The sequence below is a fragment of the uncultured Sunxiuqinia sp. genome, assembly GCF_963974515.1.
Lineage (GTDB): Bacteria > Bacteroidota > Bacteroidia > Bacteroidales > Prolixibacteraceae > Sunxiuqinia.
This window is the reverse complement of record NZ_CAXBDD010000032.1, coordinates 1-22,767: the sequence shown is the minus strand read 5'-3', so window position 1 is coordinate 22,767 and position 22,767 is coordinate 1. Positions and strand designations below refer to the sequence as shown.

16 protein-coding genes are annotated in these 22,767 nt (G+C 42.0%); 7 read left to right on the top strand and 9 right to left on the bottom strand.

Features of this window, described 5'->3' with window-relative positions; translation table 11 throughout:
- Nucleotide 1: 1 nt before the first annotated feature.
- Together AAC033_RS09435 and AAC033_RS09430 are read right to left on the bottom strand one after the other, a co-directional pair.
- On the bottom strand, nt 2-1,783 hold the full coding sequence (locus AAC033_RS09435; protein WP_339737396.1) for a chloride channel protein: 1,782 nt from the start codon (nt 1,781-1,783) through the stop codon (nt 2-4).
- Between the two features lie 44 nt (nt 1,784-1,827).
- The gene (locus tag AAC033_RS09430; protein ID WP_339737394.1) at nt 1,828-4,221 is read right to left on the bottom strand and encodes a transglycosylase domain-containing protein; all 2,394 of its coding nucleotides are present in this window, start codon (nt 4,219-4,221) and stop codon (nt 1,828-1,830) included.
- A 128-nt stretch (nt 4,222-4,349) separates the two neighbouring features.
- On the opposite strand from AAC033_RS09430, the gene AAC033_RS09425 reads away from it, so the two are divergent.
- A complete protein-coding gene (locus AAC033_RS09425; protein WP_339737392.1) occupies nt 4,350-5,210 on the top strand; it encodes a TIGR01777 family oxidoreductase in 861 nt (286 codons plus the stop codon).
- Between the two features lie 82 nt (nt 5,211-5,292).
- Here the strand turns inward: AAC033_RS09425 and pckA are convergent, their stop codons facing one another.
- Nucleotides 5,293-6,897, bottom strand: coding sequence for a phosphoenolpyruvate carboxykinase (ATP) (gene pckA / locus AAC033_RS09420; RefSeq protein ID WP_339737390.1), 1,605 nt, complete (start codon nt 6,895-6,897; stop codon nt 5,293-5,295).
- Nucleotides 6,898-7,150: 253 nt separating this feature from the next.
- Nucleotides 7,151-8,050 carry a site-specific tyrosine recombinase XerD gene (xerD, locus tag AAC033_RS09415; RefSeq protein WP_339737388.1) on the bottom strand — a complete coding sequence of 300 codons (900 nt, stop codon included), beginning with the start codon at nt 8,048-8,050 and terminating at the stop codon, nt 7,151-7,153.
- A 162-nt stretch (nt 8,051-8,212) separates the two neighbouring features.
- Between xerD and aroQ the strand changes: the two genes are divergently transcribed.
- Together aroQ and pyk are read left to right on the top strand one after the other, a co-directional pair.
- On the top strand, nt 8,213-8,632 hold the full coding sequence (gene aroQ, locus AAC033_RS09410) for a type II 3-dehydroquinate dehydratase (protein WP_339737386.1): 420 nt from the start codon (nt 8,213-8,215) through the stop codon (nt 8,630-8,632).
- A 92-nt stretch (nt 8,633-8,724) separates the two neighbouring features.
- Nucleotides 8,725-10,146, top strand: a complete 1,422-nt coding sequence (gene pyk / locus AAC033_RS09405; protein WP_339737384.1) for a pyruvate kinase — start codon at nt 8,725-8,727, stop codon at nt 10,144-10,146.
- A gap of 291 nt (nt 10,147-10,437) precedes the next feature.
- Here pyk and AAC033_RS09400 read toward each other — a convergent pair whose 3' ends face one another.
- Together AAC033_RS09400 and AAC033_RS09395 are read right to left on the bottom strand one after the other, a co-directional pair.
- Nucleotides 10,438-11,088 (bottom strand): outer membrane lipoprotein carrier protein LolA, encoded by a 651-nt coding sequence (locus AAC033_RS09400; RefSeq protein WP_339737382.1) that lies wholly within the window; start codon nt 11,086-11,088, stop codon nt 10,438-10,440.
- 16 nt (nt 11,089-11,104) lie between these two features.
- Nucleotides 11,105-13,525: a DNA translocase FtsK gene (locus tag AAC033_RS09395; protein WP_339737380.1), complete on the bottom strand. Its 2,421-nt coding sequence runs from the start codon at nt 13,523-13,525 to the stop codon at nt 11,105-11,107.
- A gap of 217 nt (nt 13,526-13,742) precedes the next feature.
- Here AAC033_RS09395 and AAC033_RS09390 point away from each other — a divergent pair, with 217 nt between their 5' ends.
- Both AAC033_RS09390 and argF read left to right on the top strand, forming a co-directional pair.
- Nucleotides 13,743-14,717: a carbamate kinase gene (locus AAC033_RS09390; RefSeq protein WP_339737378.1), complete on the top strand. Its 975-nt coding sequence runs from the start codon at nt 13,743-13,745 to the stop codon at nt 14,715-14,717.
- Nucleotides 14,714-15,712, top strand: coding sequence for an ornithine carbamoyltransferase (argF, locus tag AAC033_RS09385; RefSeq protein ID WP_339737376.1), 999 nt, complete (start codon nt 14,714-14,716; stop codon nt 15,710-15,712). Before AAC033_RS09390 ends, argF begins: the two co-directional genes overlap by 4 nt.
- Before the next feature lie 68 nt (nt 15,713-15,780).
- Here argF and AAC033_RS09380 read toward each other — a convergent pair whose 3' ends face one another.
- Entirely contained in the window at nt 15,781-17,835 is a 2,055-nt protein-coding gene (locus AAC033_RS09380) for a TonB-dependent receptor (RefSeq protein ID WP_339737374.1), read from the bottom strand.
- Nucleotides 17,836-18,497: 662 nt separating this feature from the next.
- Between AAC033_RS09380 and AAC033_RS09375 the strand changes: the two genes are divergently transcribed.
- Nucleotides 18,498-19,004: a sigma-70 family RNA polymerase sigma factor gene (locus tag AAC033_RS09375; protein WP_339737372.1), complete on the top strand. Its 507-nt coding sequence runs from the start codon at nt 18,498-18,500 to the stop codon at nt 19,002-19,004.
- Nucleotides 19,005-19,117: 113 nt separating this feature from the next.
- The gene (locus tag AAC033_RS09370; protein ID WP_339737370.1) at nt 19,118-19,666 is read left to right on the top strand and encodes a DJ-1 family glyoxalase III; all 549 of its coding nucleotides are present in this window, start codon (nt 19,118-19,120) and stop codon (nt 19,664-19,666) included.
- A 59-nt stretch (nt 19,667-19,725) separates the two neighbouring features.
- On the opposite strand, the gene AAC033_RS09365 is transcribed toward AAC033_RS09370, so the two are convergent.
- Nucleotides 19,726-21,756 (bottom strand): tetratricopeptide repeat-containing sensor histidine kinase, encoded by a 2,031-nt coding sequence (locus tag AAC033_RS09365; RefSeq protein WP_339737368.1) that lies wholly within the window; start codon nt 21,754-21,756, stop codon nt 19,726-19,728.
- A gap of 222 nt (nt 21,757-21,978) precedes the next feature.
- Nucleotides 21,979-22,716 (bottom strand): DUF1080 domain-containing protein, encoded by a 738-nt coding sequence (locus AAC033_RS09360; protein ID WP_339737366.1) that lies wholly within the window; start codon nt 22,714-22,716, stop codon nt 21,979-21,981.
- Nucleotides 22,717-22,767: the final 51 nt, after the last annotated feature.

The following is a 22,767-nucleotide window of genomic DNA, read 5'->3' as shown; positions in this document are numbered from 1 at the left end:
CTTATTCGTGTGAAAAGTCTGCCATTTTTTTCCGATAGAAAGAGAAAACACGCGCTCTCGAAATAAAGCCAATGTATTTTCCCTTATCAATTACGGCCAAATTATATCGTCCGCTTGATTCAAATTTATTCACTACCTGCTCCATCGAATCAGTCGTAGAAATCGAATGTTCGGGTAAGTACATTAAATGACTTACATGTACCTTATCGTACAATTCCTGTCTGAAAATAAGATGCCTCACATCATCCATCTTTACCATTCCCTTTAAATACCCCTCTTCGTCAACTATTGGAAACAAATTCCGGTGTGCTTTCGAAATGGCATCCGTTAAGTCTCTTAAAGTGGAGTCGGGCCGTAAAATAACAAAGTCAGTCTCCAACAGCTTTTTCACTTCCATCATTCGGATGATATTCAAATCCTTATCATGCGTCATCAGTTCTTTGCGTTTTGCGAGCTGGAGATGATAAACCGAATTGGGTGTGAAGGCCTTCACTGTAAGGTAGGCAAAAGTTGCCACAATCATCAAGGGCACAAACAACTTGTACCCTCCGGAGATATCAGCAATCAAGAAAATTCCGGTTAAAGGCGCTTGTAGCACCCCGGCGATCAATCCAGCCATTCCAATCAATGCAAAATTATTGATGCTTAACTGTTTTATGCCTGTGAAATTTACAAATTGGGCGAATAACATGCCTGTGTTAACACCCATAAACAACGTCGGGGCAAAAATACCGCCGATACCGCCAGCTCCAAAAGTCAGGGTGGTGGCAATAATTTTTAGAATAACAACGGCAGCAAGGAGCATAAAAACACTCCAATACTGACCTTGAAAATTAAAAAACAGCGAATTGTTATAGAGGTATGTCAAATCGCCTTTCAGGCACATGTTAATGGCTTCGTATCCCTCGCCGTAAAGTGAAGGAAAAAAGAAAATTAAGGCTCCGAGCCCGGCACCGCCTATGGCCAGGCGAGTCCATTTGCTTTGAATGCCTTCGAAGACGTTCTCCACATTCAAGTACATTTTAGTAAAATAGGCCGAAACCAAACCCGCAAAAATTCCGAGCAAAATATAGTATGGCAGATCGCTCATTTCGAAACTGGTTTCAACCGAAAACGGATACAAGACATCCTGCCCCATAAAAAAGTATGAAGTGAGCACAGCCGAAGAGGAAGCCAGCAACAATGGAACTAATGAAAAAACCGTAAGGTCAATCATGATGACTTCAACAGCAAAAACGATGGCCGCAATTGGAGCCTTAAAAATGGCCGCCATAGCACCTGCTGCAGCGCAAGCCAACATCAGAATCGTATTCTTGTAACTTAACCGAAGCATTCGCGAAATCCAGGAACCATAGGCTGCCCCAGTAGCCACAGTTGGCCCTTCCAACCCAACTGAACCACCAAAGCCAACAGTAAATGCTGAGGTTAAAACAGAAGAAAATAGGTTATGTCGGCTTAGCTCACCCTGTCGCATGGAAAGACTGTGCAAAACATTTGGAATCCCGTGCCTAACAGGACTTTTCACTACGTAGTTAACGATTAGAACTGCAACAAAAATTCCTATAATCGGAAGAACAAAGTAACTGTAGTGCTCCACATTGTTTCCCGTAGTGAGGGTGTGAACCAATCGTTCGGTAAGCCAGACAGCATTTTTTATCACAGTAGCTGCAAGCCCGGCAATAATACCAATTACCACACTTAAAATCACCACAAAACGACGTTCGCTCAGATGTCGTAAACGCCAACGGTGAAAACGAACAATGAATGGCAGCTTGTTTTCCATTTGAGCGCAAAAGTAATAAAAGGCAATCGAAATAAGGATTGAAACTATTTTTTCTTTTTAAAGATGCTTTTGATTGTTTCCCAAACTTTTGGTTTCTCTTTGGACTGTTTGGGATCCCTGATTTCCCTCAACTTATCTTCTTTTGATTCCCCGGCAAACAAGCGCTCAATAAAGTTCTCTTCACGTTCCAGTTCAAACAACTCCTTGTAATGAGGAATATCCAAATCAGCAAGCAACTCGTCGTTCAAAGGTGGAAAACTGGCATATTGCATATTCTTGTAGCGGGAATCGCGATACAGTTTATGAAAAAACTTTCCCACAATGGGCAAGGCCATGTAAGCCCCCTGTCCAAATCGTATGGTTCGGAAGTGAACTCCCGGATCTTCGGCTCCCACCCAACAACCAGTCACCAAGTTGGGTGTCATCCCTACAAACCAGCCGTCCGAATGGTTTTGGGTTGTCCCGGTCTTCCCTGCAAAATCGCCGGGAATCTGATAAACCGAACGAATGGACGTTCCGGTTCCATTGTTGACCGCCGATTGCATCATGCGGGTAACAATCTGACAATTCACCGCATTCAGACTGGTTGGTTCTGCTGGCTCCGGAGAAAACTCTTCGAGCGTTTCACCCTGATTGTTGGCTATTGAAACCAAGTAGTTGGGTTGAACGCGAACACCACGATTTAAAATGGTGGCATATGCAAACAGTAGATCTTTCAAACTCATAGAGGCCACCCCCAATGCCAGAGAAGGAAATTCGGGTAAATCACTTGCAATACCCAGTTCGCGGCTGGTCGCTATGGTCTCGTCAATACCCGTTTGCACCATGATATCAACGGCTACGGTATTCAACGACTGCGCCAAAGCTCCTTCCATTGAATAAAACCCTTCGTATTCGCCATGAGAATTACTTGGCGACCAATCCTGATAGTCTTCATAAACCTTTTTCTCGTTTGGGTAATAATCAAACGGACTTAATCCATTCTCCAATGCCGCCAAATAAACAAAGGGTTTGAAGGTCGATCCTACCTGCCGTTTCGAAACGATATGGTCATACTTGAAAAAACGGAAATCAATTCCCCCTACCCATGCTTTCAAATTTCCGCTCGATGGCTCAATAGCAAGAAAACCGGCATTCAGATAGTTTAAGTAATATTTTACCGAGTCTATCGGAGTCGTTTCCACTTGTTTCAGGCCATCCCAGGTAAACAAGGTGGTTTTTATTTTCTGCTGAAAAGCAGCATCAATTTGCTCCTCCGTTTTTCCACCGGCAATCATCGCGTTGTAGCGTTCTGAACGTTTAACTGCCCGTTGCAAAATGCTGGCATCGCCGCGCCACGGATCGGCATCCTTCCAATGATCGTCAAATACATTCTGAAGGTTTTTCATGTACTCCTGAACCGATTGGGTAGCGAAATACTGAAAGTCATAGTTAACCGTCGTTTCTATTCTAAGCCCATCAGTATATAGATTGCACGGCTCACCATTTTCCTTGGTATGGCTGGCACACCACTCCAGCAACTCGGGCTTAAGCATTTCCAGAAAATACGGTGCCGGACCTTCATTGTACGAAATACGCCGGTATTTCAATTCCAATGGTTTTGCCTGAAAAATGTCTCCTTCAGCCTCGGTTAAAAAATCATTGGCTACCATTTGGCCAATAACAACATTGCGTCGTGTTTTAGACCGCTCAGGATTGATCCTCGGATTGTAGGTGTAATTGGCTTTGAGCATGCCTACCAAAACGGCAGCCTCATCAACCGTCAAGTTTTTAGGGCTTTTACTGAAAAATCGTTCTGAAGCCACTTCTATTCCAAAAATATTTTCTCCAAACGGAACCGTATTCAAATACAGGGTAAGGATCTCCTCTTTGGAATAGATCCGTTCCAACCGGTAGGCGATAATGGCTTCGCGCAACTTATTAACCGGCATGCTAAAAACCCACATATTGTTTCGGGGAAACAAGTTTTTCGCAATTTGCTGGCTTAAGGTACTTCCTCCGCCTGCACTACGGTCTTGCAACAATATGGTCTTGAAAAAAACACGCATCAGGGCAATCTCATCTATTCCCCTATGCTCATAAAAACGCGCGTCCTCAGTAGCAATTAAGGCGTTAATCACATTCGGCGATATCTCATCAAAGCGGACGTTACTTCGGTTTTCGACGTAATAGCGCCCCAGCAATTTTCCATCTTCAGAAAATACTTCAGATGCCTGCGGATTTTTAATTTCATTGAGCTGTCTCGAACTGGGAACATGGCCTGTAAAGCCCAAATACACCAGCATAAAAAAGGTGAAAAACAAAATTATCCCAACGGTAAAAAGCTGCAGTAATATCAACCATATTCTCCGTGTCCCTCTCTTTGCTCTACTTTTCCCTGATTTAGTTGTTGGCTTTCGTTTCTTTGTTTGTATCTTATTCAAATTCTTTGATGTCATTTTCATTGAAATTAGAAAAACAAAATTAGATAAATAAAACGGAACGATGGAGCCAAATTAGTACTTACAGTTAAGAACTTTTCAATTAACAAACTTGTCTTTAGAATGAATATTAAGATTTGTACCGGATGAAAGTAGTGATAACAGGGGCCAGTGGTTTTCTTGGCCAAAACATAATTGAAAACCTTCAGAAACAGACCATTAAAATCATTGGCATCGAACGGAAGCTTTTATACGGCGATCCGCAACGACTGGCGGACAAACTAAGCGGCGCGGACGTTGTGATCAACCTTGCCGGAGCGCCGATCATCAAGCGCTGGACTTCAAAGAATAAAGCGATCATATATAACAGTCGTGTTTTAACAACGAAGAATATCACCAAGGCAATCAACAGTCTGCCCAAAGAAATGCAGCCAAAAACATTTGTTTCGGCTTCCGCTGTTGGCATCTATCGAGAAGGTTTGGCTCACGATGAAACAAGCTCAAGATTTGCCAATCACTTTGCTGCCCGGGTAACCGACGATTGGGAAGACGCTTTGGTTGATCTACCGGACACGATTCGCCAGGTTATTTTTCGAATTGGAGTTGTTCTGGGCAAAGACTCCCAGTTTATTCAGCGGGTCTTGCCCATTTTCAAAATGGGCCTGGGTGGAAGAATAGGAAACGGGAAACAACCTTTCCCTTTTATTCATGTTCACGATCTGGTTCAGGCTTTCGTGGAAGCCGTTACCGACGAACGTTATTTAGGAATTTACAATCTGGTGGCTCCTCAACAAATCGACAATAAAACCTTCACCCAAATTCTGGCAAAAAAAATGAATCGTCCAGCCGTGCTCCCGGTACCCGCCATCGCACTAAAATTGGCTTTTGGCAAAGCTTCAACCTTAATTCTGAAAAATCCGGTGGTTCTTCCCAAGCGGCTTCAAATGCAAAACTTCCCCTATCGACACCCCACACTCGAATCCTGTCTGGATCAAATATTTGACTAGCAAGACGCTTGAGTATGCTTATACAAAAAACAGAAAGCCCTGCACCAAGTGCAAGGCTTTCCTATGATTGAATCAGTTAAAATTACAGTTGAGGACCAGCAGCAACCAAGGCTTTACCTTCTTCGTTATCGGTGTATTTTTCGAAGTTTTTGATGAAGCGGCCACCCAAATCTTTTGCCTTTGTTTCCCATACAGTAACGTCAGAATAAGTGTCGCGTGGATCCAAAATTTTAGGATCAACACCCGGCAATGAAGTTGGCACTTCCAGATTAAAGATTGGTATAATCTTCGTTTCGGCTTTCTCTATCGAACCATCCAGAATTGCATTGATAATTCCACGGGTATCTTTGATCGAAATCCGTTTTCCTGTACCATTCCATCCGGTATTTACCAAGTAAGCTTCCGCTCCGTTAGCTTCCATTCGCTTCACCAATTCCTGACCGTATTTGGTTGGGTGCAAGGTTAAGAATGCAGCCCCAAAACAGGCTGAGAAGGTTGGTGTTGGCTCCGTAATCCCGCGCTCGGTGCCAGCCAATTTGGCTGTAAATCCTGATAAGAAGTGATATTTGGTTTGCTCTGGAGTCAGTTTTGAAACCGGAGGCAACGTTCCAAATGCATCAGCCGAAAGGAAGATCACCTTTTTGGCCGGACCCGCTTTCGAAACAGGCTTAACAATGTTTTCGATGTGATCAATTGGGTACGAGACACGCGTATTCTCGGTTGTTGATCCATCGCTAAAATCAATTTTACCATTTTCGTCAACCGTTACGTTTTCAAGCAGGGCATTGCGTTTTATGGCCGCGAAAATTTCAGGTTCTGAATCTTTGTCCAGGTTGATGGTTTTAGCGTAGCATCCACCTTCGAAATTGAAGATTCCTGCATCATCCCATCCATGCTCATCATCACCAATCAGCTGGCGGCTTGCATCCGTTGAAAGCGTTGTCTTGCCTGTTCCTGAAAGTCCAAAGAAGATAGCTGTATCACCATCTTCGCCAACATTGGCTGAGCAGTGCATCGAAGCAATACCACGCAATGGCAGGTAGTAGTTCATCATGGCGAACATTCCTTTTTTCATTTCACCACCATACCAAGTACCACCAATAACCTGCATTCTTTCAGTCAGGTTGAAAACGGTGAAGTTTTCAGAATTCAAACCTTGCTCTTTCCAGTTCGGGTTGGTCGTTTTTGAACCATTCATCACCACGAAATCAGGTTCGCCATAGTTTTCCAGCTCCTCGGCAGTAGGACGAATAAACATGTTTTTCACGAAATGCGCTTGCCATGCGACTTCCATAATGAAACGCACTTTCAATCGGGTATCTTCGTTCGCGCCACAAAATGTGTCCATAACAAACAGTCTTTTACCTGACAATTGGTTTGCGACAAGTCCTTTCAACTCAGCCCAAACTTCGGGAGTAGTCGGTTTGTTATCGTTTTTTGCATGCTCCGAGTTCCACCACATGGTGTCTTTCGTAGTTTCGTCCATAACAATGAACTTGTCCTTTGGCGAACGACCAGTAAAAACTCCGGTCATAACGTTTACGGCATCCAACTCTGTTAACTGACCTTTCTCGAAACCTTCCAACTCAGGCTTCATTTCTTCTTCAAATAAATGTTCGTAAGAAGGGTTATGTACGATTTCACTAACATCAACAATGCCGTACTTCGACAAATCTAAATTTTTCATATCCAACAATTAAAAATTAATAGTTCCAACAAAGAATAAATAGTTCCAACAAACTATTTTTTTATCTCGGAAGACAAAAATAATTTTTTTTTCCGATGGGCTCGGCTATGGAAAATGAAATCACAATAAGTTCAGAATTAATTCAAAAAAAAAAGACAGCGCATTTATTAATGCGCTGTCTTGCAGTATTCTATCGTCGAATAATTTACAAACTTAAAATGTTAAGAAATCATTAACAGAACCAGGTAATTTCTTAAGATCTTGGATGGAATTGACTAATCGTTGATTTTAAATAGTCACGATCCAAATGCGTGTAAATTTCTGTCGTCAAAATTGACTCATGTCCAAGCATTTCCTGAACAGCACGCAAGTCGGCTCCTCCCGAAATTAGATGAGTAGCAAAGGAATGACGGAAAGTGTGCGGACTAATTTTTTTATCCATTCCCACTTTTTGAGCCAGATTCTTAATGATGGTAAAAATCATCACACGACTTAATTTTTTACCCCTGCGATTCAGAAATAAAACATTTTCGCTTTCCGGACTAATCCTCAACGTTTTCCGATAACCCCCAAGATACTTATTGATCTCAACCACAGCTTTTTCACTTACAGGCACTAAACGCTCCTTCTCTGATTTTCCTTCGACTTTGATAAAGCCTTGTTCAAAGAATAAATTCGTAACCTTAAGGTTTACCAGCTCAGACACACGCAATCCACAGCTGTATAAGGTTTCCAGCATAGCTTTGTTACGCTGTCCTTCCGGTTTCTCCAGATCAACGGCATCAATAATCGTGTCTATTTCTTCCATTGTTAAAACGTCCGGAAGTTTACGCCCAATTTTTGGCGACTCCAGCAGTGTTGTTGGATCACCTTGAATTTTCCCTTCAATAAGCAGGTACTTAAAGAATGATTTAATCCCAGAAATTGTACGTGCCTGAGTTCTTGGCGAAACGCCACGATCATTCAGGTGTTCAACAAAACTTCTTAAGTGATTTAACTTCACCTTTTCAGGTGCCAGCTTTTTAAAACTTCCGTCCAAAAAAACCATTAGCTTATTGATGTCATTCACATAAGCCGCAATGGAATTCTGAGATAAAGATTTTTCCAGCCTTAAGAAATTCTCAAAACCTTTTTTGCTATCTTCCCATTTCATAATTAAAAGCATTTAAATTTGTTCTCAAATCAATTTTAGTAATTTTGGTTCTGTTGTTTTCAAACGTAAACGATAAATAGTTTCTTCCCCAAGAATACATAATTATCACTACGTCCTTCGACTTGCGAAAGTTACTAAATTTTTAATTAAACCACAATAAAAATGAAAATATTGTTAATCAATGGTCCAAATTTAAATCTTTTAGGGAAACGAGAAAAGAATATTTATGGTGATTTGTCTTTTGATGGATACTTTGAAACGCTAAAAAACAATTATCCACAACATGAATTAAATTACTATCAATCAAACATTGAAGGCGAAATTGTCAATAAGATCCATGAATTTGGGTTCGATCATGATGGTATCATCATCAATGCGGGAGCCTACACCCATACTTCGGTGGCCATCCGGGATGCTATTGCCGGCGTAACTACTCCTGTGGTTGAGGTGCACATTTCAAACATTCTGACTCGTGAAAGCTTCAGACACAAATCTATCATTGGACCGGTTTGTGTAGGTAGTATCATGGGATTTGGACTTGATTCCTACCGTTTGGGGATTGAAAGCTTTCACCAAGGTTAACTTTAGAATCATTTCGCAGAGTTGACAGATCGATTTCTCCTGTGGTAAAGAAAAAAGTCTAATTTTGCCGGCCTTAATTTAAAATTACAGCAATGAAACACACCAAAATTGTCGCTACGATATCCGATAAAAGGTGCGAGCCTGAGTTCATAAAAGCCTTATATCAAGCAGGGATGAATGTGGCCCGGCTGAATACAGCCCACATTACCGAGGAGACAGCATTAATGATGGTCAATAATATCCGGTCAGTATCAGACTCGATTGCGATTCTGGTTGACACCAAGGGACCGGAAATCAGGACGAGTAATATCGACCTTCCTTTGGACGTAAAGCAAGGAGAATTGATTGAAGTATCAGGTCTGGTAAGGACAAGCCAGAAAGGACGAAAGGTACTAACTGTTTCATACGACCAATTCCATGCCGAGATTCCAGACGACGGAATTATCTTGATTGATGATGGAGAACTGGAGCTATCCGTGCAGGAGAGATTTGATGATCACGTTTTGTGTTTGGTTGAAAACCCCGGTGAAATCAAAAATAAAAAAAGTGTCAATACACCAGGGTTCAGTGTTAACCTGCCTTCGATATCAGAAAAAGACAAGGCTTTTATTGAGTTTGCGGCTAAACACAGGCTGGATTTTATTGCCCACTCTTTTGTTCGAAACAAAGAAGATGTGCTAAAAGTGCAGGAGCAATTAGACCAATACAATAGTCCAATTGAGATTATCGCTAAAATAGAAAACTTAGATGGTGTGAACAACATCAATGAAATTCTTGACTATGCATATGGAATTATGGTTGCTCGCGGTGATCTTGGAATTGAAATTGCAGCCGAAAAAATTCCAGGAATCCAGCGCCAACTGATCAAAAAAGCTGTTCAGCGTAAAAAGCCGGTAATTATTGCCACCCAAATGTTGCACAGCATGATTGAAAACCCGCGGCCTACAAGAGCTGAAGTCAGCGACGTAGCAAACGCCATTTACTCCCGAACCGATGCTGTGATGTTGAGCGGTGAAACAGCTTATGGTGAATATCCGGTTGAAGCCGTGGAATACATGAGTCGCATCGCCAACCAAGTTGAAGGAAGTAAGGATAAACGAAACGACATTACCTTGCCGGCGGTGAACAATGAGGTTGTCGCCTATTTGGCCGAAGCGGCCATTTTAGCGTCGGATGAATTGCAAACCAAAGCCATTGTAACCAATACACTAACCGGAAAGACTGCTCGCTACCTGGCGGCATTCCGTGGAAAAACCCCGGTTTATGCCAGCTGCTATGACATGAGCGTTGCACGAAAGCTGGCGTTATCGTACGGCGTTCGTGCGGTATTGATTGAGCCAAAAAAGAACAAGTTTAAAATTGTCCGTTCATCATTAAAAACACTCGAGAAAGCCGGCAAGCTCAATAAAGAAGATATGGTGGTCTATGTTGGTGGAAGCTTCGGAATTGGCGGCGGATCAACTTTTATGGAAATATCAACAGTTGATCGCCTGACCTATAACGAGAAAAAATAAGAATCGTTTTTCAACCTTAATTCAGTTCTAAAATCCGGCCTCGTCATGAGTCCGGATTTTTTCGTGCAAGGTAAGTTGAAGGGGCATGCGATGCCAGTTGATCGTGAATGCCCGATCTTTTAACAAGCAGTCATCCGATCGAACACTCGAAAATCGGGTATTTGGAAATTTGCAGCCAGGCAGAAATGGATTTGCGAACCATCAGGTTTTTCATTTTCTGGCGAGAGAAAAAAACGACCGGCTTTCATGTGTGCGTGCAGCAACACAAACGCAAACTTTAAGCTGCCTTCGTTATCGTAAGTCAATGACTTCAACATCTTTATGCTTTGTCGGGTCGAACTCAAAAGCAGCCGCAGTTACCGGGACATTGGTTTTCAACTCTTCAACCAAAACAATGTAGTTGTTTCCTTCGCGTCCAATCATTTCAGCCTGCCTAATCAGCATGCGATTTTTATCAATCTGAATCCTGATCTTTGTGTATTCAATTTCCTCGTCATCAGGAATTAAATCGATGATGTAAACCGGAACACCATCCACCGTTTTTTCTTCAATGAATTGATAATCGAAACCTTCTTCGTAAATGGTAAATAATTTCGAAGGATCCATCATTTCATTCATTTCATCATCAGCATCAGCAACCGTTACTTCACTGGCATCTTTCATGTACGTCCAAACGGTTTTTCCATTATTAAAGATTTCCATACCCAACTGTGACAGATCCAGGTAAAACTGATCCCCCTTCATCAAAATTTTCCCCTTATTCGCTTCGTGAATTCCTTCGGCCTTATTTTCCAACACGTAATTAAATGTGGCACTTATGGTGGAATACCCTCGGGTAGTGCTGGTCACTTTTTCCAAAATACTTTTGGCTTTTTCGTCTTGCTGAGCCAGCCCTACGCTCCAGCAAAAAACTACGGTTATTAGAACTACTAGTCTCTTCATTTCGATATTTAAATTTTCACAAGCTATTCAATAATTGTTCCAAACTATATTCATCCTGAAGCAAGACCTGTCGTGCCTTGCTTCCTTCGCTAGGTCCAACAATGCCGGCCGCCTCTAACTGATCCATAATTCGGCCCGCACGGTTGTACCCAATCGAGAATTTTCGCTGAATCATGGATGTCGACCCCATTTGATTCACAACAACAACACGGGCTGCATCATCAAAAAGTTCGTCGCGATTACCCAAATCAACGGCTCCCGGCGAACCTCCATCATCTTCACCGACATACTCCGGCAGAAGAAAAGCAGTCGGATAACCTTGCTGCTTCGCGATATGTTCACAAACGCGTTCCACTTCCGGAGTATCCAAAAAGGCGCATTGCAAACGCGAAATCGTACTTCCCGTCGCAATCAACATATCGCCTTTCCCGATAAGCTGGTTAGCTCCGGGCGTATCTAAAATCGTTCGTGAATCGATCATAGAGGCCACCTTAAAGGCAATTCGGGTTGGGAAGTTCGCTTTGATAACACCTGTGATAATACTGACCGAAGGACGCTGCGTAGCAATAATCATGTGTATTCCCACTGCGCGTGCAAGCTGCGCAATCCTGGCTATTGGCAATTCAATTTCCTTGCCGGCCGTCATAATCAAATCAGCAAATTCGTCAATAACCACGACAATATAGGGCAGGTAGCGATGGCCTTTTTCAGGATTCAGCCGGCGCCCGGTAAATTTCTTATTATATTCTTTGATGTTACGGGCATGCGCCTTTTTCAATAAATCGTAGCGATTATCCATCTCATTATTGAGCGAATTCAAAGTATATTTTACCTTCTGAATATCGGTGATAATCGGTTCCTCCTCATCGGGCAATTTTGCCAAAAAATGTTTTTCAATGGAAGCGTACAAGCTCATTTCCACCTTCTTCGGATCAATCAAAACGAACTTCAACTGTGCGGGATGCATTTTATAAAGCAAGGAGGTTATGATGGCATTCAAGCCCACTGATTTACCTTGACCGGTTGCTCCGGCAACCAAAATATGAGGCATCTTGGCCAAATCAATCAGAAACGTTTCATTCGAAATCGTTTTACCCAACACCACCGGAAGATCGGCCGTACTTTCCTGAAATTTTTTCGAAGCGATAATGGAACGCATTGATACAATCTCCGGATTCTGATTCGGCACTTCAATACCAATGGTTCCACGCCCTGGAATAGGAGCAATAATTCGAATCCCCAAAGCAGCCAAACTCAAGGCGATGTCATCTTCAAGGTTCTTGATTTTCGCGATCCGAATTCCCGGAGCAGGCACTATTTCGTATAGTGTAATTGTGGGTCCGATCGTAGCCCGAATTTTAGTAATCTCAATTTTATAGTGGCGAAGCGTTTCTACAATCTTGTTTTTGTTTGAGATCAACTCATCGTTACTCACTTCAGCATTGCCCGATGTATGGTCGTCAAGCAAATCGATGGACGGGAACTGATAGTTCGACAAATCCAAAGTCGGATCATAATCTTCTGTCCCCTCATGTTCATAATTTTCATCCGTCTCCTCCTCCACTTTTTCCACCGTCATTTCCAAATCATCATCGTCAGCCTCCTTACCTCCACGTTGTCCTAAAAGCTGTTCCTTTACATTAGCTTGAATTCTTTTCCGGTCAATCGACTCGTCCATCTCCAAATCTTCACTATCCGGATTAAAAATCGTTTCAAGCCTGTCATTTTCATCAATCACTTTCAGAATGCTATCTTCCGGCTCCACGTCCTGCTGCTTTTTAACATAGCTGAGAGGCTCCTCTGAAACTAACGTTTCTTTCCGTCCAAACATACGTTTAAGTAAAGGGATGAAGTTTTCAAAAGTAAATAGACAAATCAGAAACAAACCGACAACCAAAATGAAAAAGGTACCAATGTAGCCAACCAGTGAGCTCAGCCATTCCGCCATAAAATATCCATTCTGCCCTCCAAGATACAGGAAAGCATTCGTATTGACATTTCCCATAATCAAGCCCATAAACAGAGAAAGCCAAATCATACTTGCAAATGCCAAGAGCATTGTCCGCCAATAACGAAACAACGGACGATTAAAAAACTGAAACGCAGTAACAAACAACATAAAAACCAAAAGAAAAGAAGAAACTCCAAAACCACGATTAACGATGGCTTCACTCAAATAAATGCCCGTTTTCCCAGCCCTATTCCGCCCTTTGATATCGGGATTGGTGAGAAATTCACGTAAGGATAAATCCATTTTACTATGGTCGGCATGGCCCGAAAACAAAAAAGAAATGAACGCGATTAATAAATAAAGCCCAAATACAAATAAAAGCAACCCAATGGTATACTTGAATTTCTCTCCCGTAAAAAACGATTTTATTCGTTTAAATGTGCTGGTTCTTTTTTGTGCCTGCTTTCGTTGGATCTTCTTTGCCATAGGTAATTTTCAAAATTCGACTGCAAAGTTAACGAAATTTGGACAGCTTATGGTGCCCAGAACAAGGCTTAAATTAAGAAAAAATACGGATTTCATTGTGATCATTGGAATGCACGGAAAGCATAAAAAGAACAGGAGAAAACACTTCATTCTGTCATACTATTTTATCCCGGATTTTTCTATGTTTGTTTGTCTTGCTGATTTAAAAAAAGCAACTATGATGCAAAAACTAGCTGTTGTTGCGCTTGGAGGCAATGCCCTGTTGCGCGACACCGAAACCGGAACCATTGAAGAACAAGAGCACAACACAACAGAAACTCTCGAAAACCTGGTTCACCTGATAAACGACGGTTACAACCTGGTGATCACACATGGGAACGGCCCCCAGGTTGGAAACATTCTGATGCGCAACGATGCCGGAGAAACCTTGTACAATATTTCTCCTATGCCATTAGACATTTGTGTAGCCGACTCGCAAGGCGGAATTGGCTATATGATTGAACGCATGATGCGCAATGTGCTAAATAAACATGGCATTGACAAAAACATCCTGTCAGTCATTAGTATGGTAACAATTGACCCCAAAGATGAAGCCTTTCAAAATCCGACAAAACGAATTGGCAAAACATACAACGAAGCCGACGCCAATCTGCTCCATGACCGAAAAGGGTGGCAATTCAAGCCCAGTCTTAAACACCAGAGAGCTTGGCGCCGCGTGGTTCCTTCCCCCACCCCCATCGATATTCTCAACAAAGGGATCATTGGGCACATGGTTCGCGAAGGTAATATTGTCATTACCGCAGGTGGTGGAGGCATTCCGGTTTATCTGGATGAAGAAAAAAATGTGCGGACCGTTGACGCTGTAATTGATAAGGATATGACATCGGCCCTGCTTGCTTCATCCATTCAAGCCGACGAATTCTTTATTTTAACCGATGTCCCGTTTATTTATAAAGACTTTGGTCTTCCCAGCCAGGAAAAGTTGGAATTTCTGGATTATGCAGACACCCTTCGGCACCTGCATGCTGGGACTTTCGGCGAAGGAAGTATGGCTCCAAAAATACGGGCTTGCCTGAATTTCATCGAAAATGGCGGCCAAAAAAGCGTGATTACTGAAGCCACCAAGCTGGAAGACAAAAGCTACGGATCGAAAATTACCATGTATTACGATAACCAAAAACTTGCAGAATGATACCAAATCTGAAAAATCGCAATTTCCTAAAGTTACTGGATTTCACTTCGGAAGAAATTTCCGACTTACTGGAACTGGCTGAAAAACTGAAAGCAGCCAAATACAACAAATCCGAGGAGCAATTACTGAAAGGAAAAAACATCGCCTTGATTTTTGAAAAAACATCGACCCGCACCCGCTGCGCTTTTGAAGTGGCTGCCTTCGACCAAGGTGCACACGTCACTTATCTTGGTCCCAGCGGGTCTCAAATTGGGTACAAGGAATCGATGAAAGACACGGCCCGGGTTTTGGGACGCATGTACGATGGCGTTGAATACCGTGGTTTTGGACAGGAAATCGTTGAGGAATTGGGACAGTACGCCGGCGTTCCGGTGTGGAACGGATTGACCAATGACTTCCATCCAACTCAAATTCTGGCCGACTTTTTAACCATGAAAGAGCACTCGGACAAGCCGCTAAATGAAATTAAATTTTGCTATTTAGGAGATGCCCGGAACAACATGGGAAATTCGTTGATGATTGGGGCTGCCAAAATGGGCATGGATTTCAGAGCAGCCGCTCCTAAAATTTGTCAGCCAACTGACGAACTGGTGCAAAAAGCCCGATCGGTTGCTCAACAAACCGGTGCAAAGATTACCATTACTGAGGATGTTGCCGAAGCTGTGAAGGATTGCGATTTTCTGTACACCGACGTTTGGGTGTCGATGGGCGAGCCTGAAAACGTATGGGAAGAACGCATCAAGCTGCTTATGCCTTACCAGGTCAACAACTCGGTGATGCGACAAACAGAAAATCCAAACGTCAAATTCATGCATTGTTTGCCAGCATTTCATAATCAAGAAACAAAACTGGGAAAAGACATCTACAATAAATTTAAAATTGAATCGATGGAAGTGAAGGAAGAAGTGTTTGAAAGTGAAGCTTCCATTGTTTTTGATCAGGCCGAAAACCGGATGCACACGATCAAAGCAGTGATGGTAGCCACTTTGGCATAACTAAAAAGGAAAGGGCACTCAACCCGAGTGCCCTTTCAATTTTCTGATTACTTATTCTGATTTGATACTTAGTTTAATTCAATCTGATAGTTTACTCCAAAACTAATCCAACGCCCGGGTTGCTGAATATTCCCCAGATCAACATATCGCTGGTCAAACAAATTGGATATGGAGCCGGACAGCTGCAGCTTGTCTGTTTTCCAGTAGACCTTCAGATCGGTCAACCAAAACGACACATAATCGGCTTCACCAACATACTGGGTGTCTTCAAATTCGCCATAAGTCCCATTCCGATCCTGAAAGCGAAAATTCCAGGAGGCCTGTAAGTTTTTCCAGACTTTTTGATCAACCGAAAAAACAAACTTATGCTTCAGGTTATCCAGCGCATAGTTAGACAAATAGTCGCTTTGGCTTTTATCCAGATCATTATACGAATAATTGGTATTAATTTTCCGAATAAAAAATGGTTGCCCCAAGAGTTCCGGAATATTCAATGCCACAATCAATTCAAAGCCATGACTTTTAATTTCGGTCAGGTTTCGGGTTTCCCACAGAAACTCTTCACTTTCACGAACCCAGTCGATCAAATCCTCGCCAACACGGTGATAATATCCAGCCTGTAAATGCAGAAAACGATTATCCAACTTTAATCCACCTTCAATCGTAGTCGATTTCTCCGGCTTCAAATCCGGATTTCCTTTGTTAGTTGGCCCATTATAATACAAGTCAGTGAAGGTGGGCATTCGCAAAGACTTGTTAAATGAACCGTAGGCTTTCAGTGCATTGGTAAGTTGGTAACCTAAATCCAGCCCGGGATAAATGTTCCATTCATAATTTAAGTCTGAAATCCAGTTCGCCATTGCGCCGCCCGAAGCCGTCAATCTCCCCAGATAGAAGGTGTGTTCCGCAAAATATGAAACGGTTGTCCGCGAATGCGATCTGGTAAATTCCTGTCCTTCCTCTCCAGGAACGTCAATCGGCTCGTCCATATCTTCGCCTAAAACATTGCTCCAAATATTTTCAGAGCGAAATTCGGCTCCAAAAGCCGTTTTCCCAAAACTGCTAGAAAACCAACTATTGATCGAAGTTCCTAACACATCAGTCATATGATAATTGTGCCCGCCATACCACGAGGCAGGATTGGTGCGGAACAATTCAAACCGGTCCTGATGCCGCCGCCAGTAAAGGGCAGGTGTAAAATGAAGCTTTTCTCCCGTCTCAAACTTCAGCGAAGCAAAAGTCGTTTTGGTTTCTTCAAACTGGTTGGGATAGGCCGGCGTGTAAAAGCTGTTAGCTCCAAAGGCTTTGTTCGAAAACCCAGCTTGCAGATCGAGTTGACCAGCATCCACATTGACCAGCCCATGATAAAACACGTTATAACCATCAAAATCGGTGTTATCAATGTAGCCATCCGAAGACTTGTGGTTGAAAGCCAAGAAGTTTTGCAGCTTCCCAACTTGCTTGTTCGCAGAAAGATTGATATCCCACAGGTCGTGTTCACCATAGCTTAAATCAATCCCAACTTGATCGCTTTCAGAAGGTTCAGTAACAATATTAATTGCCCCCGAAAAAGCGTTGGGACCGTATACACGAGCCGCCGGGCCTTCCAAAATCTCGATACGCTTGATGCTTTTAAGACTAACCGGCAGATTGAGGTTGTGATGGCCGGTTTGCGGGTCGGAAAGATTAATTCCATTTAAAAGGATGAGTGTTTGATCAAAGGAACCTCCGCGGACGGAAATATCGGCCTGAACGCCATGCGTTCCCCTTTGCCGGATGTCAACACTCAATGCATACTCCAGCAGGTCTTGAATACTGTTGACCGGAGCCGCATCAATTTGATCCTTCTCAATCACGGATATCATCCGTGCCACCTGCGAATAAGTCACAGGCGCTCGCTGGGCACTGACTTCAATCTCCTCGAGATCAAACTCCATCTTTACTTCTGAACGTTCAGTTTGGGCAACAGCTTCGTTAATTCCAGCAACCAAAAAGTAAGTCACAGCCAAAACGGCAATGCGAACCTGCTTTTTAAGCGCCTGAAACAAAGAATACTTTTGACCACCCCATCGCTTGAAAACAAGTATGCCAGCTCTTTTGTGGTTAAAATTTAATTTTTTCATTGATTTTAATTACGAGTAAGTAATCAGAAGCCGCAAATGTAAAAATATCTTTTAAGACGTTAAAGTTGAATTGATTCTTTTAAAGCAAAAACCAACTCCCACTACTTTTATGGCAAACATGTAGAATCCGCTCCTCAACTGTGGACTTTTAAATACACGCAAACTCCTTGTAAAAAAAAATTCAATAAAACCACTTCAGAAATATTAGACAGCTAACAATCAATTTCTTGAATCAAAAAGCACAGGTTGCAATTTCCCAATAAAAGCTATTGCGCACGGTAGTTGATAACACAACTTAGATTACATGAGAAATCAAAAATTAGATGTTGGATAAAAAGTTGAAAGGCAACGAATGGCTGTAAAAACGATGAAAAGTGGATTGATTAAAAAGCGTTTCCTTAAAAATTCAGATTCAAATACAAAATCAGAAGTCTAATTCAGAGGCAATCCAGATAAAAATAAGTTGTTTGAAGGCATAGGAAAATAGTCAAACAAAATTATGTAAGCTTCGTAACGGCATATTATATACTTAAAATCAAGCACAATCAATATTTTTTATCACGAATAAATAAAATCGAATAATAAAAGATTAAATAATCCTTTTTAAAACCGTAATCGTTATTTATATTTGTTCTAAACAATAATCAAAAAAACACGCTGCCATGACACAAGTTCAATTTAACAACGCACTGCTAGGATTGCAAGATAAATTGCTTTACTATGCACTTAGCCTGACCGCCGATCAGGAAAAAGCACAGGATCTTTTACAAGAGACGTTTTTAAAAGCGCTGACTTATCGTGACAAATTTACGCAGAACACCAATTTCAAAGCGTGGATTTATACCATCATGAAGAACACGTTCATTAATAACTACCGTAGAAACGTGAAGGCAAAGAGTACATTTGATGGTGCGAATAATGATTTTCATCTTAAATTTTCGAAAGATAAGATCTACCCTTCACCTGATTCATTCTACAGTTCCAAGGAAATTATAAAAAATATCAATGCGCTTGAGAATGAATATAAAGTGCCTTTCAAGATGTTTTTAGACGGATACAAATACAAGGAAATCGCCGACAAATTAAATCTTCCCCTGGGGACAGTAAAAAGTCGGATTTTCTTTACCAGAAAAAAATTGGAAAAAGCTTTAAAAGAATATGCTAACTAATTTGTTAGTTTTTATCAAGTGATCATATCGGGTACAAAAAATGATTCGTAATTACGGATCATTTTTTTTATTTTTAAGGAACTTGTGCTTGAGAATTAAAAAAAGTAACCGACATGAAAAAAATAGCTGTACACTTAGCAACGGGATTTGAAGAGATAGAAGCCATAACCATCATTGATGTTTTAAGGCGGGCGAATCTTGAAGTTACAACTGTATCAATGACCGAATCCACTGAAGTTACCGGAGGCCATCAAATTCCAGTCATTGCGGACGTGTTGTTCTCTGAACTGGACTATTCAACAATTGATGCGTTGGTTTTACCTGGAGGTATGCCTGGAGCAAAAAACCTGGATAAACACCAAGGTCTGCAAAAACAAATTCTTCAGTTTGCCAACGATAAAAAAATGCTGGGAGCCATTTGCGCCGCCCCATTGGTTTTAGGCCACTTGGGAGTTTTAAAAGACAAAAAAGCCGTATGCTACCCCGGTTTTGAGAGCGAATTGCATGGTGCTGAGATCCTTAAAACGCCAACCACGATGTCGGATAATATTGTAACAGGGAGAGGTGTCGGAACTGCCTTAAAGTTTGCCCTTAAACTTGTGGAAGAACTCGCCGGCAAAGAGAAATCAGATCAACTGGCCAAGGCAATGCTGATCGATTGATCCAGCCGATTTTCTCAGGTGATTAATATAGAAATCAGAATAATATCTTGCTCCAAAAACTACACACTTTTCGGAACGGAGAAGTAAAACTGGCTGCCCTTTCCGACCTGGCTTTCAACCCAAATATCACCACCATTCTTCCTGACAAATTCACTGCAAACCAAAAGCCCGAGGCCCGAACCGTCCTCATTAGCTGTTCCTTTCCTTTTAAGCTTCGAATCAATTTGAAATAACCCATCCATATCCGAAGTAGAAATTCCGACGCCATTGTCTTCGACACAAACTACCGCCTTGTGACCGTCATTTTTCACCCTGACTTTCACCATTCCCCCCGGATGAGTAAATTTTATGGCATTATTCATCAAATTACGCATCACAGTTTCCAGCATTCTTGGATCAGCATAAATCTGAAGAGTCTCGGGAATTTCCTTGTGTAATCTTATGTCTTTCTGCTCAGCAAACGGTTTGATCAGCTTTTCAATACCCTCATAAATCTCCAAAAATCCTATCTTCTGGGGAGAGTATGCCAAAGAGCCTGTTTGAGAACGTGCCCAATCCAACAAGTTATTAAGGAGCCTGAAAATCAAATTGGCCGATCTGTAAATATCACCGGCATACTTCTTCCGCTCCTCATCCGAAAACCGATCATATTCTTTGTCTATCAAATGAGCGTACCCCATCACCGTATGAAATGGATTCTTCAAGTCATGCGCAATGATGGAAAAAAACTTGTTCTTTGAGGCATTCAATTTTTCAAGTTCCAGCCGCTGATCCTCAATCCGCTCATTTTTTCGACTCAAAAGATCATTGTGCTTTCTTTTGTTCAGATAAGCCAATGACATCAGGAAGATTGTAACGACAAGCAACACAATGGTGATCATTCCAAAAAACCGAACTTCTTCATTCCGCTGTATTTTCAATTGATCAATTTGCCTTGAATTGTTTAACCTCTCAATTTCTGCCTCCTTTTGCCGGGCTTGGTATTGTTGCTCCAGTTCAGCCACTTGATTCAGTCGTTCCTCCTGCAGAAGACTATCCTTAAACGTGCTGTATAACCTGAAAGCGTTGTAGGCCTCATCGATACGGCCCATTCGTTCATATGTCAATGCAAGGTCGTAATAATTAAGCTGTTGCAAATAATAGCCGTAAGCATTGTCCTTAATCAGGTTTAGACTCTCCTGAAATGTAGCAATCGCTTGGGTGTAGTTCCCCAACTCTCGATGCACACTCCCCAGCCCTTCAAGTGTATAGGCCTTACTTCTGACATCGCCCAACTCATCAAATACACGAATGGCCTGTTCGTACGAACTTAATGCATGCTGTAAACTATCACCAGTATTGACATAGATATTGGCGATATTATTTAACACAATGGCCTCCCGTTGTCGATTTTCGAGTTGTCGAAACAAGTCCAATGCTTTTTGATAATACACTTTCGAGGAATCATATTGTTCCAGATTGTAAAACGAAATGCCCAACCCATTGTAGTTAACCGCCAGGCCACTCAAATCCTTGATTTCGGCGTTGATTTTGGATGCATTGTGGAAGTTTTGAATCGCACGCCGGGCATCACCGATCCGTGAAAAGACAAGACCTAAATTTGAATACAAATTGGCCACTTTTTCTGCGTGCGTTGACTCTTTTAAATACTCCAACGAATGATAAAAATGGGTGGCCGCCAAATTATATTCGCCGGTATAATAAAACACCAACCCAATGGCGTTGTGCGAATCACCAAGATTGACCGAATCTTCGTGCTGCTCAAAGATTGTATGGGCCAGACGATAATTCTGCAAAGCCAGATCATACTCTTCAAAATAATAGTAACATTCGCCTTTATTAAAAATTGCAAGCCCCAGCAGCAAGGAATCGCCCGCAGAGCTGGCCAAACCAATGGCTTCGTTGGCATAAGAAAGACTTTGAACACTATCGGTGCTGGAATAACTAAGGGCGAGATGAATAAGAGCTTCAGTGCGCTTAACACCTGACAACTCCGGAAGCTCTAACACCAAACTATCCGCAGCGGACTGGCCTTTTGCCGCGACAACAAAAACAAACACCAAAAGTATATTCAAAATTAAAGCTTTCATCTATCACAAACTGTTCATTACAAATATGTTTATTTTTAATGAACTTTTATTCAGTTTGATAAGAAAAATGGAAGATTATTGAACATGAAATCAGAAACAGGACAATTTTCGTTATAAAACTATGAACACAAAAGACACTTTCAGCCAGGCCAGTTCCTGCTGAAAGTGTCTTTTTATTATCTCTCCTTGGCTTATGCAAGAGACAAACGCCTGATTGTTTTGCTACAATTCTCTGATCTTAATATTTCGAAACCAAATCGGATAACCGTGATCCTGCAAACCAATATAACCTTCGCGGGCAATCCCTTCAGTAAAGCCTGGGAAGGTCTTAAACTTGCTATTCTGCACCAACTCATCCCACTCCGGGGTCCACAAAGTGTAGGACACGACCTCTGTTCCATTCATGGAATGGGTTACTTTTCCGTCCTTTACTTTAATCACCACTGTATTCCATGAACCGGCAGGGTTGACCGTTGCCGGGTCGGCAGCAACCATATCATACAACGATCCGGCAAGATGCGTATCGATCTTGTTGTCCGAGGCGTTTTCATTGTCCAGTACCTGCACTTCCGGAGCTGCAAAATAAATGGGTTTGCCCGGAACTTCGCGTACATAATAAAAAATTCCGGAATTTCCCTGGTCACTGGCTTTCCAGTCAATTGAAAGCTCGAAATCCTTGTACTTCTTTTCACCATAAAGAATGTCGCCGTTGGCTCCATGCCCGGGTTGTTTTCCCTCGCCTAAAAGCACCTTCATGGCATCGTCTTCAATGGTCCAGTTTGGAGCCATCGTCTCACCATTACATTGACGCCAACCGTCGAAGTCGTTACCATTAAATAGCAGGACCCATCCTTCTTTCTTCTCTTTTTTAGTTAATTGATTTACTTTTTGAGCTGAGGCCGAAATTGCACCCAACATGACAACTGCCATTAAGATGGCTGATAAAATACTTCTTCTCATGATTTTAATTGAAAATGCACAAACATGTACCATTAATAATTAGTAATTTAG

Coding starts and splice junctions, on each gene's coding strand:
- AAC033_RS09435 (WP_339737396.1), bottom strand. CDS start 1,783: ATGGAAAACAAGCTGCCATTCATTGTTCGTTTTCACCGTTGGCGTTTA.
- AAC033_RS09430 (WP_339737394.1), bottom strand. CDS start 4,221: ATGACATCAAAGAATTTGAATAAGATACAAACAAAGAAACGAAAGCCA.
- AAC033_RS09425 (WP_339737392.1), top strand. CDS start 4,350: ATGAAAGTAGTGATAACAGGGGCCAGTGGTTTTCTTGGCCAAAACATA.
- pckA (WP_339737390.1), bottom strand. CDS start 6,897: ATGAAAAATTTAGATTTGTCGAAGTACGGCATTGTTGATGTTAGTGAA.
- xerD (WP_339737388.1), bottom strand. CDS start 8,050: ATGAAATGGGAAGATAGCAAAAAAGGTTTTGAGAATTTCTTAAGGCTG.
- aroQ (WP_339737386.1), top strand. CDS start 8,213: ATGAAAATATTGTTAATCAATGGTCCAAATTTAAATCTTTTAGGGAAA.
- pyk (WP_339737384.1), top strand. CDS start 8,725: ATGAAACACACCAAAATTGTCGCTACGATATCCGATAAAAGGTGCGAG.
- AAC033_RS09400 (WP_339737382.1), bottom strand. CDS start 11,088: ATGAAGAGACTAGTAGTTCTAATAACCGTAGTTTTTTGCTGGAGCGTA.
- AAC033_RS09395 (WP_339737380.1), bottom strand. CDS start 13,525: ATGGCAAAGAAGATCCAACGAAAGCAGGCACAAAAAAGAACCAGCACA.
- AAC033_RS09390 (WP_339737378.1), top strand. CDS start 13,743: ATGATGCAAAAACTAGCTGTTGTTGCGCTTGGAGGCAATGCCCTGTTG.
- argF (WP_339737376.1), top strand. CDS start 14,714: ATGATACCAAATCTGAAAAATCGCAATTTCCTAAAGTTACTGGATTTC.
- AAC033_RS09380 (WP_339737374.1), bottom strand. CDS start 17,835: ATGAAAAAATTAAATTTTAACCACAAAAGAGCTGGCATACTTGTTTTC.
- AAC033_RS09375 (WP_339737372.1), top strand. CDS start 18,498: ATGACACAAGTTCAATTTAACAACGCACTGCTAGGATTGCAAGATAAA.
- AAC033_RS09370 (WP_339737370.1), top strand. CDS start 19,118: ATGAAAAAAATAGCTGTACACTTAGCAACGGGATTTGAAGAGATAGAA.
- AAC033_RS09365 (WP_339737368.1), bottom strand. CDS start 21,756: ATGAAAGCTTTAATTTTGAATATACTTTTGGTGTTTGTTTTTGTTGTC.
- AAC033_RS09360 (WP_339737366.1), bottom strand. CDS start 22,716: ATGAGAAGAAGTATTTTATCAGCCATCTTAATGGCAGTTGTCATGTTG.